The organism is Thermobifida fusca YX, assembly GCF_000012405.1.
Classification (GTDB): domain Bacteria; phylum Actinomycetota; class Actinomycetes; order Streptosporangiales; family Streptosporangiaceae; genus Thermobifida; species Thermobifida fusca.
Genome location: NC_007333.1, coordinates 2,335,578 through 2,350,064 on the forward strand (window position 1 = coordinate 2,335,578; position 14,487 = coordinate 2,350,064).

Annotated in this window: 10 protein-coding genes and 1 pseudogene; 8 read left to right on the plus strand and 3 right to left on the minus strand. The window is 68.5% G+C overall.

Annotation, left to right across the window (positions count from 1 at the left end):
* Window positions 1-32 precede the first annotated feature (32 nt).
* Entirely contained in the window at window positions 33-1,010 is a 978-nt protein-coding gene (locus tag TFU_RS09850) for a heme o synthase (RefSeq protein WP_011292424.1), read from the minus strand.
* Between the two features lie 554 nt (window positions 1,011-1,564).
* Between TFU_RS09850 and tkt the strand changes: the two genes are divergently transcribed.
* The 6 genes from tkt (at window position 1,565) to pgl (ending at window position 10,145) form a co-directional block, all read left to right on the plus strand.
* Window positions 1,565-3,688 carry a transketolase gene (gene tkt, locus TFU_RS09855; protein ID WP_011292425.1) on the plus strand — a complete coding sequence of 708 codons (2,124 nt, stop codon included), beginning with the start codon at window positions 1,565-1,567 and terminating at the stop codon, window positions 3,686-3,688.
* A 60-nt stretch (window positions 3,689-3,748) separates the two neighbouring features.
* Window positions 3,749-4,855, plus strand: a complete 1,107-nt coding sequence (tal, locus tag TFU_RS09860) for a transaldolase (RefSeq protein ID WP_011292426.1) — start codon at window positions 3,749-3,751, stop codon at window positions 4,853-4,855.
* A 147-nt stretch (window positions 4,856-5,002) separates the two neighbouring features.
* Window positions 5,003-6,637 carry a glucose-6-phosphate isomerase gene (locus tag TFU_RS09865; RefSeq protein WP_011292427.1) on the plus strand — a complete coding sequence of 545 codons (1,635 nt, stop codon included), beginning with the start codon at window positions 5,003-5,005 and terminating at the stop codon, window positions 6,635-6,637.
* A gap of 116 nt (window positions 6,638-6,753) precedes the next feature.
* The gene (zwf, locus tag TFU_RS09870) at window positions 6,754-8,283 is read left to right on the plus strand and encodes a glucose-6-phosphate dehydrogenase (protein WP_038043913.1); all 1,530 of its coding nucleotides are present in this window, start codon (window positions 6,754-6,756) and stop codon (window positions 8,281-8,283) included.
* A 153-nt stretch (window positions 8,284-8,436) separates the two neighbouring features.
* Entirely contained in the window at window positions 8,437-9,363 is a 927-nt protein-coding gene (locus tag TFU_RS09875; RefSeq protein ID WP_011292429.1) for a glucose-6-phosphate dehydrogenase assembly protein OpcA, read from the plus strand.
* Window positions 9,360-10,145, plus strand: coding sequence for a 6-phosphogluconolactonase (pgl, locus tag TFU_RS09880; protein ID WP_011292430.1), 786 nt, complete (start codon window positions 9,360-9,362; stop codon window positions 10,143-10,145). The genes TFU_RS09875 and pgl overlap by 4 nt, the downstream gene beginning before the upstream one ends.
* Before the next feature lie 625 nt (window positions 10,146-10,770).
* On the opposite strand, the gene TFU_RS09885 is transcribed toward pgl, so the two are convergent.
* Entirely contained in the window at window positions 10,771-11,493 is a 723-nt protein-coding gene (locus TFU_RS09885; RefSeq protein ID WP_011292431.1) for a glycosyl hydrolase, read from the minus strand.
* 275 nt (window positions 11,494-11,768) lie between these two features.
* Between TFU_RS09885 and TFU_RS16340 the strand changes: the two are divergent.
* Window positions 11,769-11,864 (plus strand): annotated as a pseudogene (locus tag TFU_RS16340) (hypothetical protein); the annotation flags it as partial.
* Window position 11,865: 1 nt separating this feature from the next.
* Here the strand turns inward: TFU_RS16340 and TFU_RS09890 are convergent.
* The gene (locus TFU_RS09890; protein ID WP_011292432.1) at window positions 11,866-13,875 is read right to left on the minus strand and encodes a cellulose binding domain-containing protein; all 2,010 of its coding nucleotides are present in this window, start codon (window positions 13,873-13,875) and stop codon (window positions 11,866-11,868) included.
* 275 nt (window positions 13,876-14,150) lie between these two features.
* Here TFU_RS09890 and TFU_RS09895 point away from each other — a divergent pair, with 275 nt between their 5' ends.
* Window positions 14,151-14,405, plus strand: coding sequence for a hypothetical protein (locus TFU_RS09895; RefSeq protein WP_011292433.1), 255 nt, complete (start codon window positions 14,151-14,153; stop codon window positions 14,403-14,405).
* Window positions 14,406-14,487: the final 82 nt, after the last annotated feature.

A 14,487-nucleotide genomic window follows, 5' to 3' on the forward strand; every position in this document is an offset into this window, starting at 1 on the left:
AGCCTCCCGTTATCGTCGTCACCTCTCGTCGATCAGCGCAGTGCGTTAGCCAGGAGCGGGTCGATCGTCACCGCCACGAACAGCAGGGCCAGGTAGGCGTTCGACAGGTGGAAGAAGCCCATGGTCTTGAGCTTGCTGCCGCTCACTCCGGCACGGACCTGGTTGTAGAGGCGGTGCGCCTGGGCGAGCAGGATCACCCCCAGCACGGCGGCCGCCACCGGGTACAGCAGCGTGGTATCGGCGATAGGCCACAGCAGCAGCGACACCACCACGGTGGCCCACGAGTACAGCACGCACTCCAGCATCACCCGGCGGTCGCTAGCCACCACCGGGAGCATGGGGACGTTCGCGGCGGCGTAGTCCTCGCGGTACCGCATGGCCAATGCCCACGTGTGCGGCGGTGTCCAGAAGAACACCACCAGGAACAGGATGAACGGGGCCCAGTCGAGGCGCTCGGTGATCGCCGCCCAGCCGATGAGCACGGGCATGCAGCCGGCGATCCCGCCCCACACCACGTTCTGCGCGGTGCGCCGCTTGAGCAGCAGTGTGTAGACGAAGATGTAGAACGCGATCGCGAACACCGACAACGCCGCGGCCAGCCAGTTCACGAACACCACGAAGCCGACCGTGGACAGGACCGCCAGCGTAATCCCGTAGATCATCGTGCCGCGCGGCGTCACCTGCTCCATGGCGGTGGGTCTGCGGCGGGTACGCCGCATAGCACGGTCGATGTCCCGGTCGATGTAGCAGTTGATGGCGTTGGCACTGGCCGCGGACATGGTGCCGAACACCAGGGTGGCCACGGCGATCCCCAGCGGCGGCACGCCCTGGGCTGCCACGAACATCACCGGGATAGTGGTGATCAGCAGCAGTTCAATGACCCGCGGCTTCGACAGGGCGATATAGGCGCGGATGTAGGTCCCCAGCGAAGCGGAGCGCGACACACCCCCAGTGGGAGAATCAGCGGCCGCGCAGGTATCGGTGGCAGCGGGACGACCGAGGAGTGTCATGGCCGCCGCCGTACCTGGGTCACGCGCCGGGCCGTTGTTCTCGGCTGCTGGGGTTGCTGGCCGTGCGGCGCGGAACGCACGGCCGTCACCCGTTCTACGGACACAGACACGCTCAAACCTCAAAGAAACTGGGCGTCAGGGCATCAAATGGGCATCAATTGTTCCTGGCTGCTCACCACGAATGCGCGGCGCGGTGCGGCACCTGTGACCCCTCGCGCGCCTGGCACGACGCACGACACCGTCAACGACAGAGTGTAGTGCTAGGTTCGGGCGCGTTCTCATCGGGGCCGTCCGTCGGTGCGGCGTCAACCATGCCAGTCCGGTGATTAGATGTCGGGGTTTCGGCGATAGGGTCAGGGATAGTCACCAGCCCTCAGGGGTTCCGTCACCGCGACACGCACGGCGCCACATTACGACGCCCCGCATCTCCTCACGCTGCGCGGCTGTCACTACGGTTGGTTAGCTGCGGGTCACGGTGGACCCACCCCAATCCTTCTTTTCCGGCCACCACGCCTACACACTGGCCTGGATTCGCGAAAGGAGCTTTAGCCCGCGTGAACACCGGCACCCCAAAGACCCTGGACTGGTCTGATCTCGATAGACGTACCGTAGACGTGGTTCGTGCCCTGGCGATGGACGCGGTCGAAGAAGCGGGATCCGGGCACCCTGGAACCGCGATGAGTCTGGCGCCTGTGGCCTACCTGCTCTTCCAGAAGGTGATGCGGCACGATCCGACAGATCCGAAGTGGATCGGCCGCGACCGCTTCGTCCTGTCCTGCGGGCACTCCAGCCTCACGCTCTACATCCAGCTCTACCTGGCTGGCTACGGGCTGAGCCTGAACGACATCAAGCGGCTGCGCCAGTGGGGCAGCCTCACCCCGGGCCACCCCGAATACGGGCACACCGCCGGGGTGGAAACCACCACCGGCCCCTTGGGGCAGGGCATCGGCAACGCGGTCGGCATGGCCATGGCCGCCCGCCGGGAGCGGGGCCTGTTCGACCCGGACACCCCGATCGGGGAAAGCCCGTTCGACCACTACATCTACGTCCTGTGCTCTGACGGCGACGTCCAGGAGGGCATCAGCCACGAAGTAAGTGCCCTCGCCGGCACGCAGAAGCTCGGCAACCTCATCGTCATCTGGGACGACAACCGCATCTCCATCGAAGACGACACCCAGATCGCATTCACCGAAGACGTCGTCGCCCGCTACGCCGCCTACGGCTGGCACGTCCAAGAGGTCGAGTGGGTCGGCGAGGACGGCTCCTACCACGAAGACGTGGCGGCGCTGTACGACGCGATCCGGGCCGCCCAGGCGGAGACGGAACGTCCCTCTTTCATCCGGCTGCGCACCATCATCGGCTGGCCGTCCCCGAACAAGCAGAACACGGGGGCGATCCACGGCGCCGCGCTGGGGGCTGAAGAGGTCGCCGCCACCAAGCGGGTGCTGGGCCTCAACCCTGAGGCGCAGTTCGACGTGCCCAACGAGCTGCTGGAGCACGCCCGGGGCGTGGTGGCGCGGGGCCGCGCCGCCCGCCAGGAATGGGAGGCCTTGTTCGCCAAGTGGCGGGCCAACGCGGGCGAGCGTGCCGAACTGTTCGACCGGCTGATGGCAGGCTCGCTCCCGGACGGTTGGGAGAAGGCGATCCCGACCTTCGAGCCCAGCGCTAAGGGCATGGCCACCCGGAAAGCGTCCGGTGAGGTGCTGAGCGCGATCGCCCCGGTGCTGCCGGAGCTGTGGGGCGGCTCGGCGGACTTGGCCGGATCCAACAACACCACGCCTAAGGGCGAGCCGTCGTTCATCCCCGAGGAGCGGTCCACGAAGGCGTTCTCCGGCCACCGCTACGGCCGGGTGCTGCACTTCGGGATCCGTGAACACGGCATGGGGGCGATCCTCAACGGGATCGCGCTGCACGGCCCCACCCGCCCCTACGGTGGCACCTTCCTCGTGTTCAGCGACTACATGCGGCCGTCGGTGCGGCTGGCTGCCCTGATGAAGCTGCCGGTCACGTACGTGTGGACCCACGACTCGATCGGTCTGGGCGAAGACGGACCCACCCACCAGCCGGTGGAGCACCTGTGGTCGCTGCGCGCCATCCCCGGCCTGGCGGTGGTGCGTCCCGCCGACGCCAACGAGACGGCAGTGGCCTGGCGCACCATCCTGGAACGCAATGACGGCCCGGTGGCGCTCGCGCTGACCCGGCAGTCGGTTCCGGTTCTGGACCGCTCCGAGCTCGCCTCTGCGGAGCTGGTCTCCCGCGGCGGGTACATCCTGGCCGAAGCCAGCAACGGCCGTCCGGAGGCGATCATCATCGCCACCGGAAGTGAGGTGCAGATCGCGTTGGAGGCGCGTTCCCGCCTGGAGGAGTCGGGTACTCCTACCCGTGTGGTGTCGATGCCGTGCCTGGAGTGGTTCAACGAGCAGGACGACGCCTACCGCCAGCAGGTGCTTCCACCGTCGGTCCGGGTCCGGGTCTCCGTGGAAGCCGGGGTCGCCTTGGGCTGGCGCGAGCTGGTGGGCGAGTATGGCGAGTCGGTGAGTCTGGAACACTTCGGCGCTTCGGCTCCGTACGCGACTCTCTACGAGCAGTTCGGGCTCACCGCCGACCGGGTAGTGGCAGCCGTACACTCCAGCGCTGCCAAGCTCGGCGGTGACCGTGGATCAACGACCGGCAACTGACCGTTGTGGGGAGGGTCGCCGTCGGCGGCCCTCCTCCTTCTCCAAGGAGTGGATCACACCATGGGCAGCCCACTTCAGCAGCTCTCTGACGCGGGCGTAGCCGTCTGGCTGGACGACATCAGCAGGCAGCGGCTGCGCAGCGGCAACCTGGCCGAGTTGATCGCCCAACGCAACGTCGTGGGAGTCACCTCCAATCCCACGATCTTCGCCAAGGCGCTGGCGGAGGGCGACGCCTACGACGGCCAGTTGCGCGACCTGGCCGTGCGCGGCGTGTCAGTGGAAGAAGCGGTACGCCTCATCACCGCGTACGACATCCGTTGGGCTGCGGATGTGCTGCGCCCGGTCTACGAGGCCACCGACGGCGTGGACGGGCGGGTGTCGCTGGAGGTCGACCCGCGGCTGGCCCGCGACACGGAGCGGACTGTCGCCGAAGCCCGCGCCTTGTGGTGGCTGGTGGACCGGCCCAACCTGATGATCAAGATCCCCGCGACCGTCGAGGGACTGCCGGCGATCACCGCGGCGCTCGCCGAAGGCATCAGCGTCAACGTGACCCTGATCTTCTCGCTGGAGCGCTACCGGGCGGTCATGGACGCGTTCCTCGCCGGTCTGGAGCAGGCCCAGCAGGCCGGCCGTGACCTGTCGACGATCCACTCGGTGGCGTCGTTCTTCGTCAGCCGGGTGGACACCGAGGTGGACAAACGGCTGTCGAAGATCGCCACGGAGGAGGCGGTGGCGCTCCGCGGCAAGACCGCGCTGGCCAACGCCCGCCTGGCCTACGCCGCCTACGAAGAGGTGTTCTCGTCTGCCCGGTGGACCGCCCTCGCCCAGGCCGGGGCGCGCCCGCAGCGTCCGCTGTGGGCGTCGACCGGGGTGAAGGACCCGGAGCTGCCGGACACGCTGTATGTGACCGAACTGGTCGCCCCGGGCACGGTGAACACGATGCCGCAGGCCACGCTGGACGCGGTCGCCGACCACGGCACGATCACCGGGGACACGGTGCGCGGACACTACGACGCGGCTCGGGCCCACCTGGATGCGGTGGAGTCGGTCGGCGTGTCCATGTCCGACGTGGTGGAGACCTTGGAGGACGAGGGCGTCGACAAGTTCGTGAAGTCCTGGGAAGAACTGCTGGACCGCGTCGCCCAGCAGCTTGCCGCCCACACGTGAGCACTCTCTCTTCCCACCCGTAGCAAGCTCTCCACCTGGCAGAACGGTGCAGGGCCCGCCCGGCCCCGCCTTGTCGAATCCGATTCGGTACTGCGGGACGCGACAATTGCAGTGACCGTGTGTGAAGACAAGGAAGGACCAATCGCCTTGAGTAGCGATCAGGTACAGGCCGGGGGCCTCACCGTCACCCTGCGCGGCCCGGTCCGGGACGCAGCGGAGAACGCGTTGCAGCAGCTACGGGCCAGCAGGGTGGCGTCCCGCCTCGCCGCTAAGGACGCCACCCTGTGGGGGCCTGCGGCCGAGCCCGAGGCGTCGATCCGGCTGGGCTGGGTGGACCTGCCGCAGGAGTCGCGGGCCCTGCTGCCGCAGATCAGCGAAATCGCGCAGGCCAAGCGGGAAGCCGGCCTCGACCGCGTGGTGCTGGCCGGGATGGGCGGCTCCTCCCTGGCCCCCGAAGTGATCGCCGCGAGCCGCGACGCCCGCCTGATCACCTTGGACACCACCGACCCGCACCAGGTGCGCCGTGTCGTCACCACCGACCTCGACCGCACGGTCGTCGTGGTCGCTTCCAAGAGCGGGAGCACGGTGGAGACCGACAGCCACCGCCGTGCCTTCGAGCAGGCGTTCGCGGACGCGGGCATTGACCCGGCGGAGCGGATCGTCGTCGTCACCGACCCGGGCTCTCCCCTGGCCGAACTGGCCGGGGAACGCGGCTATCCGACCGTGCTGGCCAACCCGCACGTCGGCGGCCGCTACAGCGCGCTCAGCGCGTTCGGCCTGGTGCCGAGCGCACTCGTCGGCGTGGACATCGAAGCGCTGCTGGATGAGGCAGCGGCCCTTGCCGCCACGCTGGCGGACGACACCAACCCGGCGCTGCTGCTCGGTGCGGCCCTCGGCGGGTTCTCCGGCCGCGACAAAGTGGTGCTGGCCGGAGCCACCCCGGTGGGCTTGGGCGACTGGATCGAACAGCTCGTGGCCGAATCCACCGGCAAGGACGGCACCGGGCTGCTGCCGGTGGTGGTGGAGAGCGCTTCCGCCCCCGGTTTCACCCCCGGGCCCGACACTCATCTCGTGGTCTACGGCGAAACCGAGCCGGAGGTCCCCGAGACCGCCGACACCGTGGTGACCGGCCCGCTCGGCGCCCAGTTCCTCGCCTGGGAGTACGCCACCGCGGTGGCCGGCCACCTGCTCGGTATCAACCCGTTCGACCAGCCGAACGTGCAAGAGTCCAAGGACAACACCAAGGCGCTGCTGGAGCTGTCGAACAACGGCACCTTGCCCACCGGCACCCCGCTTCTCACGGACGGCGCGGTCGAGGTGTACGCCTCCGACGGCACCGGGGTGGGGGACGCCAAGAACCTCGCTTCGGTGCTTCGGGCCCTCATCGAGCAGATCCCGGACGACGGCTACCTCGCGGTGATGGCCTACCTTGACCGGGACGCGGAAGGCGACGGACAGGCTGCCGCTCTCCGTTCGGAGCTGGCCGCGCTCACCGCGCGCCCGGTCACCTTCGGCTGGGGGCCGCGCTTCCTGCACTCCACGGGGCAGTACCACAAGGGCGGCCCGGCCAACGGAGTATTCCTGCAGATCACCGGGGACATTACCGAGGACCTCCCCATCGCCGGGAAGCCGTACACCTTCTCCCGGCTGCAGCTCGCCCAGGCGCTGGGCGACTTCAACGCCCTGGCGGAGCGGTCCCGGCCCACGGTGCGGCTGCACTGGCGGGACCGGTCCGCGGGTCTGGCAGAACTGATCCGGGCCTTGGGTGAGATTCGTCCCTAATTCTGGGAAGAAGGTCGGTGGTGCCGGGTCCGGGTTCTCCCGTGCCCGGCACGCTCAGCCGGACCAGCCACGACCGCGATTCACCCAGGGAGGACGCCGACGTGAAAGAACCGGTGATGCCGGGAGCGGTCCCCAACCCGCTGCGCAGTGTGCTGGACCGGCGGTTACCGCGGATTGCCGGCCCGTGTGTGCTCGTCCTCTTCGGGGTCACGGGCGACCTGTCCCGCAAGAAGCTGCTTCCCGCTATTTACGACCTGGCGAACCGAGGGCTGCTACCGCCCGGTTTCGGACTCGTGGGATTCGCCCGCCGGGACTGGGCCGACCAGGACTTCACCCAGGTCGCCTATGACGCGGTCCGTACGCATGCGCGCACCCCGTTCCGGGAAGACGTGTGGCGCCAGTTGAGCGAGGGGGTGCGGTTCGTCCCCGGCGAGGCGCATGACGACGCCGCGTTTGATGCGCTGGTGCGCACCGTGCGGGAACTGGACGAGAGCCGGGGCACCGGCGGCAATTACGCGTTCTACCTTTCGCTTCCCCCGAAACTGTTCCCCACGGTGCTCACCCAGTTGAAGCGGAGCGGCCTGGCGGAGAGCTCGGGGGACTCGTGGCGGCGGGTGGTGATCGAGAAGCCGTTCGGCCACGACCTGGCCAGCGCCCAGGAGCTCAACGCCCTCGTCGACGACGTGTTCCCACCGCACTCCGTGTTCCGTATCGACCACTACTTGGGGAAGGAAACCGTCCAGAACCTGCTGGCGCTGCGTTTCTCCAACACCCTGTTCGAGCCGATCTGGAACCGCTCGTATATCGACCACGTCCAGATCACCATGGCCGAGGACATCGGGGTGGGGGGACGCGCCGGGTACTACGACGGTATCGGGGCGGCGCGCGACGTCATCCAGAACCACCTGCTGCAGCTCCTCGCCCTGGTCGCGATGGAGGAACCGCTGTCCTTCACCGCGGACGCGATCCGCGCGGAGAAGGTCAAAGCGTTGTCCGCGGTCCAACTCCCCGACGATCTTGCGACCGGGACCGCGCGCGGCCAGTACACCGCGGGCTGGCAGGGCGGCGCCTGGGTTCCCGGCTACTTGGAGGAAGAAGGCATCCCCCCGAACTCCACCACGGAGACGTACGCGGCCATGCGGCTGGGGGTGAACACGCGGCGCTGGGCGGGCGTCCCGTTCTACCTGCGCACGGGGAAACGCCTGGGGCGGCGGGTCACCGAGGTCGCACTGGTGTTCCACCGCACCGCCAACCAGGTGTTCGACCATGTTGCCACCGCCAACCAGGGCGCCAACTCCTTGGTGATCCGGATCCAGCCGGATGAGGGGGTGACGTTGCGGTTCGGCTCCAAAGTCCCCGGGACCGCCATGGAGGTGCGCGATGTCAGCATGGACTTCAGCTACGGCGCGTCCTTCACCGAAACCAGTCCGGAAGCCTACGAGCGGCTGATCCTCGACGTGCTCATCGGCGATCCTCCGCTCTTCCCCCACCAGGAAGAAGTAGAGCTGTCGTGGCGGATCCTCGACCCGGTCGAGGAGTTCTGGGCCAAGAACGGCCGCCCCGAACCCTACCCGGCGGGTAGCTGGGGCCCGCCCAGCGGCCACGAGCTGCTGGCCCGCGACAACCGTACGTGGCGCAGACCATGACCGGCTCCGGCCCCCTCTGCCCGCCTCGGCCCGCCGGGAGCCGGAGGCCTGCGCTTTCCCGCACCCGTGCACCAGCCGTTTTCGGGGCCTGCGCTACGGCCCGGCCCCGCGCCTGTGCCGCGCATAGGGCGATCAGTTCTGGGGAGGACCGTTGTGACCCTGTATCTTCCGCGAACAACCACCGCGCAGATCACCGAAGCGTTGGCTACTGAACGGCGCAGTGTCGGCGGCGGTGCGATGAACCTTGTCCTCACCCTGGTCATCGTCACCGATGAAGCCGGCCACTACGACGCGGTGCAGGCGGCCACCGAAGCCGGCCGGGAGCATCCCAGCCGCGTGATCGCGTTGATCCTGCGCGACCCTGGCCTGGAACCGGCGCTCGACGCAGAGATCCGCCGTCCCGGCACTTTCGGTCCGGGGGAGACCGTGCTGCTGCGGCTGTACGGTCCGCTCGCCGACCATGCCGACTCGGTGGTCACCCCGCTGCTGGTTCCGGATACCCCCGTGGTGGCGTGGTGGCCGGAGGGCGGTCCGGTCCATCCAGCAGCCGACCCGGTGGGACAGCTGGCTGCCCGACGCATCACCGACTCCCATCGTGCCGCCGATCCTCTCGCGGACCTGGTGACGCGGATCAGCCATTACCATCCAGGGGACACTGACCTGGCGTGGACGCGGACCACGCCGTGGCGGGCCTTGCTCGCGTCCACGATGGACCAGTCGTGCGGGTGGGTCACCCGGGCAGAGGTCGTCGCAGAAGACCACCTGCCCAGCGCCGACCTGCTGGCCGCGTGGTTGTCGCAGCGTTTGGAGGTTCCGGTGGAGCGCCGGGTGTCCAGCGGCCCCGGGATCACCGAGACGGTGCTGGTCACCGAGGACGGGCCGATCACCATCAGCCGCAAAGACGGGCGGGTGGCGACCCTGCAGCGGCCGAACCGTCCTCTGCAGACCGTGGCCCTGTCACGGCGTCACCTTTCCGAATATCTCGCCGAAGAGCTGCGTCACTTGGACGCCGACGAGATGTATGCGGCCACGGCGAAGTTCCTGGCGGAACGGTTAGCAAGAGCGGAGGTATCGGCGTGAGCCGAATCGTCAATCCCCCTACCGTGGTGGTGCAGTCCGATGCCGAGCTGCTGGCCAAGGCGACAGCGGCGCGGCTGGTGACCCGCCTGGTGGATGCCCAAGCAATGCGCGGCACCGCCTCCTTGGTGCTGACCGGCGGCGGGATCGGTATCGCGGTGCTCGAACAGTTGGCGCTGGCCCCGGCCCGCGACGCCATCGACTGGTCCCGCGTGGACATCTGGTGGGGGGACGAGCGGTTCCTTCCGTCCGGCGACCCGGACCGCAACGAGACCCAGGCACGCCGTGCCTTGCTGGACCATGTTCCTGTTCCGGCGGAGCGGGTGCATCCGATGGGCGCCTCCGACAGGGTCGACGACTCCCCGGAAGCGGCGGCACGCCGCTACGCTGACGAGCTGCGGGAGGCGGCCGAGTACGGCGACGCGGTGCCCGCGTTCGATGTCTGCCTGCTGGGTGTGGGTGAGGACGCCCATGTGGCCTCGCTGTTTCCCGGGCGGCCTGCCATGTATGAGACGGAGCGGACCGTAGTGTCGGTCCACGGTTCTCCTAAACCGCCGCCGGTGCGGATCTCGTTGACGCTGCCGGCGATCCGCGCAGCCCGGGAAGTGTGGCTGATCGCTTCCGGGGAGGCCAAGGCCAACGCGATCCGGCTGGCGTTGGATAAAGCCGGGCCGATCCAGGTGCCTGCGGCGGGCGCGCGGGGGCGTTCCCGCACGCTGTTCCTTCTCGACCGCGCCGCAGCCAGTGCCCTGCCACCCGGCTTCTACGTCCCCGGCGTGGTGTAGGGCGCAGGGTGCCGTTTGAGCGGAAAGGGGCGGGCAGCAGGACGCTGTCCGCCCCTTGTCTCCTCCCATCCCGGCGGTAGTCGAAGACGCCATCGGTTGTTCCGGGCGCCCACGTCTGCGGGGATTCCTCACATCAGCAAGGGTGGTCCGTACCGGGGAGAGGTCGCCGCGCCGCAGGTCTGTGAGGGCTGTAGGTGCGACGGTTCCGCAACACCGCTGGCAAAGAGAAACACACACCGTAACTGAATCGGGGGTTTCCTCCACCGAACGAAACAGAGAGTAACATGCCGGACACAGGTCTGGAAAGAGATCTGTCGTTATTTTCTGATTTATCGCGGGCACTGGCGCCGCGGTCCTCGTCCTTTTCCCGCTGTGGAGCTTGTGGTGTCCGCTCCGCCCCTGCGGAGGCAGGGGCGCGGGGGCGGCCTCTCCTCGCCTTTCCGGTGCCGCTAGCGGGGATCACTGCACGTCACGAGAGGTTGTGCCTGTGCGGTGCCACGGTCCGTGCCCCCGCTGCGCCGCGGGGCGGAACCGCCGCCTGGGCGGTGCTGCGGGAACGCAGCGCGGTGGGGCGCCACCACGGCAGCGTCCCACCGGTCGTGCAGAGGTCAGGAATCTCTCGGGATCAGGGGTAGTAGATGTCCGGCCACGGCGGCGGCGCCATGCCGTCTCCGATGGGGAAGGACGGGTGCGGCGGCTGGTTGTATGCGGTGTTCTGCCAGGCGATCGCTACCCGGTACTGGGTGTCATGCATCAGGGTGGGGATCCGCAGTTCCGTGGGGTGCGGGCTGGCGTAGATCCGCAGCGCCGAGTTGTCGCTGGTCCGCCAGATCACCTCTTCGCGCCAGTCGCCGAGGATGTCGCCGGACAGGGACGGGGTGGCTTTGGTGCCGTTGTTGGAGGCCACACCGCTGCCCGTGAGCAGGCGCGTGTCGCCGTTCGGACCGTACTTGTCGATCCGGGTCTGGTCCAGCAGTTCCCGGCTGGGGTCTCCGTCCCACCAGACGAGGAAGTTGATCGAGCTGGGTTTGCGGCCGATGGCGGTTCCGGAGGTGTTGAGTAGGCCGTCCACCCGTGAGGACCAGAATTCGGCGCCGGGGCTGCCTGCCCAGATATCTCCGGCGACGCCGCGCCCGTTGTCGTCGCCGGAGGCGGTGCGCCACAGGGTGCTTCCTGTGCGCGCGTCGGCGAGCCAAGCGTTGGGCTGCGAGGAGCTTTCGGAAACCCCGTACACCTCGAGTCCGGGCCGGGCGGGGACGAAGTCGCCGACGTGCAGGGCGTCGCCGTGGCCGTATCCGGTGGTCCACATGCCGCGCCCGTCATCGTCGACGGCCATGGCGCCGAACATGATCTCGTCACGGCCGTCGCCGTCGGCGTCCGCGATGGACAGGGAGTGGAACCCTTGGCCTTCGTAGCCGCGTCCGGTGTTGGTGGAGCTGTTGGTGTCGAAGGTCCACCGGCGGGTGAGTCGTCCGTCGCGGAAGTCCCACGCTGTGATGACGGTTCGGGTGTAGTAGCCGCGGGAGAACCGTGGTCGGGCACGGGCCCGCCCTCCTGCCGATCCCCGGGGACGTTCCCGATTCCCACCTCCGGCGCCTGGTTGAGACGCTGCGCCCCACCAGTATGCGCACCCCGCAGGGGGTGGTCGCGCTTGCCGACGGGGTCCCGGTGGCCGACGACGTGGCAGTGGTCGTCAGCACGTCGGGGTCGACCGGCCAGCCTAAAGGAGTGGAGTTGAGCGCGGACGCGCTCCTCGCGTGTCGCCGTTCGGACCGTACTTGTCGATCCGGGTCTGGTCCAGCAGTTCCCGGCTGGGGTCTCCGTCCCACCAGACGAGGAAGTTGATCGAGCTGGGTTTGCGGCCGATGGCGGTTCCGGAGGTGTTGAGTAGGCCGTCCACCCGTGAGGACCAGAATTCGGCGCCGGGGCTGCCTGCCCAGATATCTCCGGCGACGCCGCGCCCGTTGTCGTCGCCGGAGGCGGTGCGCCACAGGGTGCTTCCTGTGCGCGCGTCGGCGAGCCAAGCGTTGGGCTGCGAGGAGCTTTCGGAAACCCCGTACACCTCGAGTCCGGGCCGGGCGGGGACGAAGTCGCCGACGTGCAGGGCGTCGCCGTGGCCGTATCCGGTGGTCCACATGCCGCGCCCGTCATCGTCGACGGCCATGGCGCCGAACATGATCTCGTCACGGCCGTCGCCGTCGGCGTCCGCGATGGACAGGGAGTGGAACCCTTGGCCTTCGTAGCCGCGTCCGGTGTTGGTGGAGCTGTTGGTGTCGAAGGTCCACCGGCGGGTGAGTCGTCCGTCGCGGAAGTCCCACGCTGTGATGACGGTTCGGGTGTAGTAGCCGCGGGAGAAGATCATGCTGGGCCGTTTCCCGTCCAGGTAGGCGGTGCCGGCGAGGAAGCGGTCCACCCGGTTGCCGTAGGAGTCGCCCCACGAGGACACGTTGCCGCGGGGCGGCACGTAGTCCACTGTGTCCAGGGCCCGGCCGGTGCGCCCGTCGAAGACGGTGAGGTATTCCGGTCCGGACAGGACGTATCCGGAGGAGTTGCGGTAGTCGGCGTTGGCGGAGCCGATCACCGCCCCGGTGCCGTCGCGGGTCCCGTCAGCGGTTTTCATGGCGACTTCGGCGCGCCCGTCGCCGTCGTAGTCATAGACCTGGAACTGGGTGTAGTGGGCCCCGGCGCGGATGTTGATGCCCAGGTTGATCCGCCACAGGAGGGTGCCGTCGAGTTCGTAGGCGTCGATGAGGACCGGCCCGGTGTAGCCGGACTGGGAGTTGTCCTTGGCGTTGGTGGGCTCCCACTTCAGGACGATCTCGTAGCGGCCGTCGCCGTCGAGGTCGCCGACGCTGGCGTCGTTGGCCTCATAGGTGTAGGAGGAGCCGTGGACGGTGCCGCCCGCGGGACGCTGCAACGGCACGTCCAGGTAGCCGTTGGTGAAGTTGAGGGAGGCTGCGGAGGGGCCCAGTTCCACGCCGTCGACGACCGGCCGCACTGTGTAGGAGGCGTCGGCTGGGGCGCCGGCGTCAAGGTAGGAGGTGGCGGAGGTGAGGGGGGTGGAGTTGACGCGGGTGGATCCGCGGTAGACGTTGAACGCGATGTCGCGGGGGTCCGAGCCGAGCAGCCGCCAGCTCACCAGGTTCCCGTTGCCGCTGCGCACGCTGATCAGTCCGCGGTCGAGCCGTTCCGCTTGGCGGGCTCCGGTGGGTTCGGGGAGGGCGGGTTCTTCGGGTTCGCCTGGTTCTTCAGGCCCGCCGGGCTCCTCGGGGCCGCCGGGTTCTTCTGGCCCGCCCGGCGTGGGCTGGTCAGTGCATACGGTGCCGTTGAAGGTGAAGGACTCGGGGATGCCGACCGTGCCGTTGTGGGTGGCGTTGAAGCCAAAACTGACGGTGCCGCCCGTGGGGACGCTGGCGTTCCAGGGAGTGTTGGCGGCGGTGACCTCGGCGCCGTTGGTCTGGAACTCAGCGTTCCACCCGTGGGTGATCCGCTCCCCGGAAGGGAAGCGCCAACTGAGGGTCCAGCCGTTGACGGGGTCGCCCAGGTTGGTGACGGTGACGGTTCCAGTGAAACCGTCGTTCCACTGGTTGACGCTGTAGTCGACGCTGCATCCGGCGGCGGCGTGGGCTGGGCTGGGGAGAGCCGCAGCACCGGTGGCACCGAGCACGAATGCGGCAAGGGCCGCGCCGAAGCGCACCGGTCGGCGCCGCGTGGGGGGATACTCTCGCACGAGTGCTCCAGTCGGTTCAGGGACAGGAAAAACCCGTATTTGGGATCACTCCCAAAGAAATATGCACAGAGAGTAACACTTCCAACACTCTCAGGAAAAGGCTTTCCCGGCACCCCACCCGACATTCCGCTAAAAACGACACATCTAGCGCCACACTCCGCTAGGCTCTTGGGGGCCGCATACCGCGGGCCTGCGCGAAGGCCCAGCCCTCCATTCGAACGCGTGTATGATCACGGTGCCAGTACCCGTACCGCCTACCGAAGGGGAGCCGCATCGTGGTCACCGAGGTCTTCACTCGCAAGTACTGCGACCCGCATGCCGTGAACGGCGAGAAGGTCGAGGCCACTGAAGCGATCCAGTTCGCCTGGGACGGTGTCATCCGCGAAGTCGACGCCTGCGTGGAGTGCAAGCAGGAATACGACGCCCGGTTCGAACCGCTGCTCGACTACTCCCGTCCGGTGAAGCGGCGCCGTACGAAGAAGACCACGGCCGAGAACACCCCCGCAGAGAGCACTCCCGCCGAGAACTAGGCGGCTGCGCAGCGCTCTGTTTCTCCAGCGCGCCCCTCGGCCCCATGTCCCGGCCGGCGCCGCTCTGCGGCGCCGGCCGCTC

Excerpts from the sequence above, each read along its gene's own strand:
- tal (WP_011292426.1), top strand. The coding sequence starts at position 3,749 with ATGGGCAGCCCACTTCAGCAGCTCTCTGACGCGGGCGTAGCCGTCTGG.
- zwf (WP_038043913.1), top strand. The coding sequence starts at position 6,754 with ATGCCGGGAGCGGTCCCCAACCCGCTGCGCAGTGTGCTGGACCGGCGG.
- TFU_RS09850 (WP_011292424.1), bottom strand. The coding sequence starts at position 1,010 with ATGACACTCCTCGGTCGTCCCGCTGCCACCGATACCTGCGCGGCCGCT.
- TFU_RS09885 (WP_011292431.1), bottom strand. The coding sequence starts at position 11,493 with ATGTTCGGCGCCATGGCCGTCGACGATGACGGGCGCGGCATGTGGACC.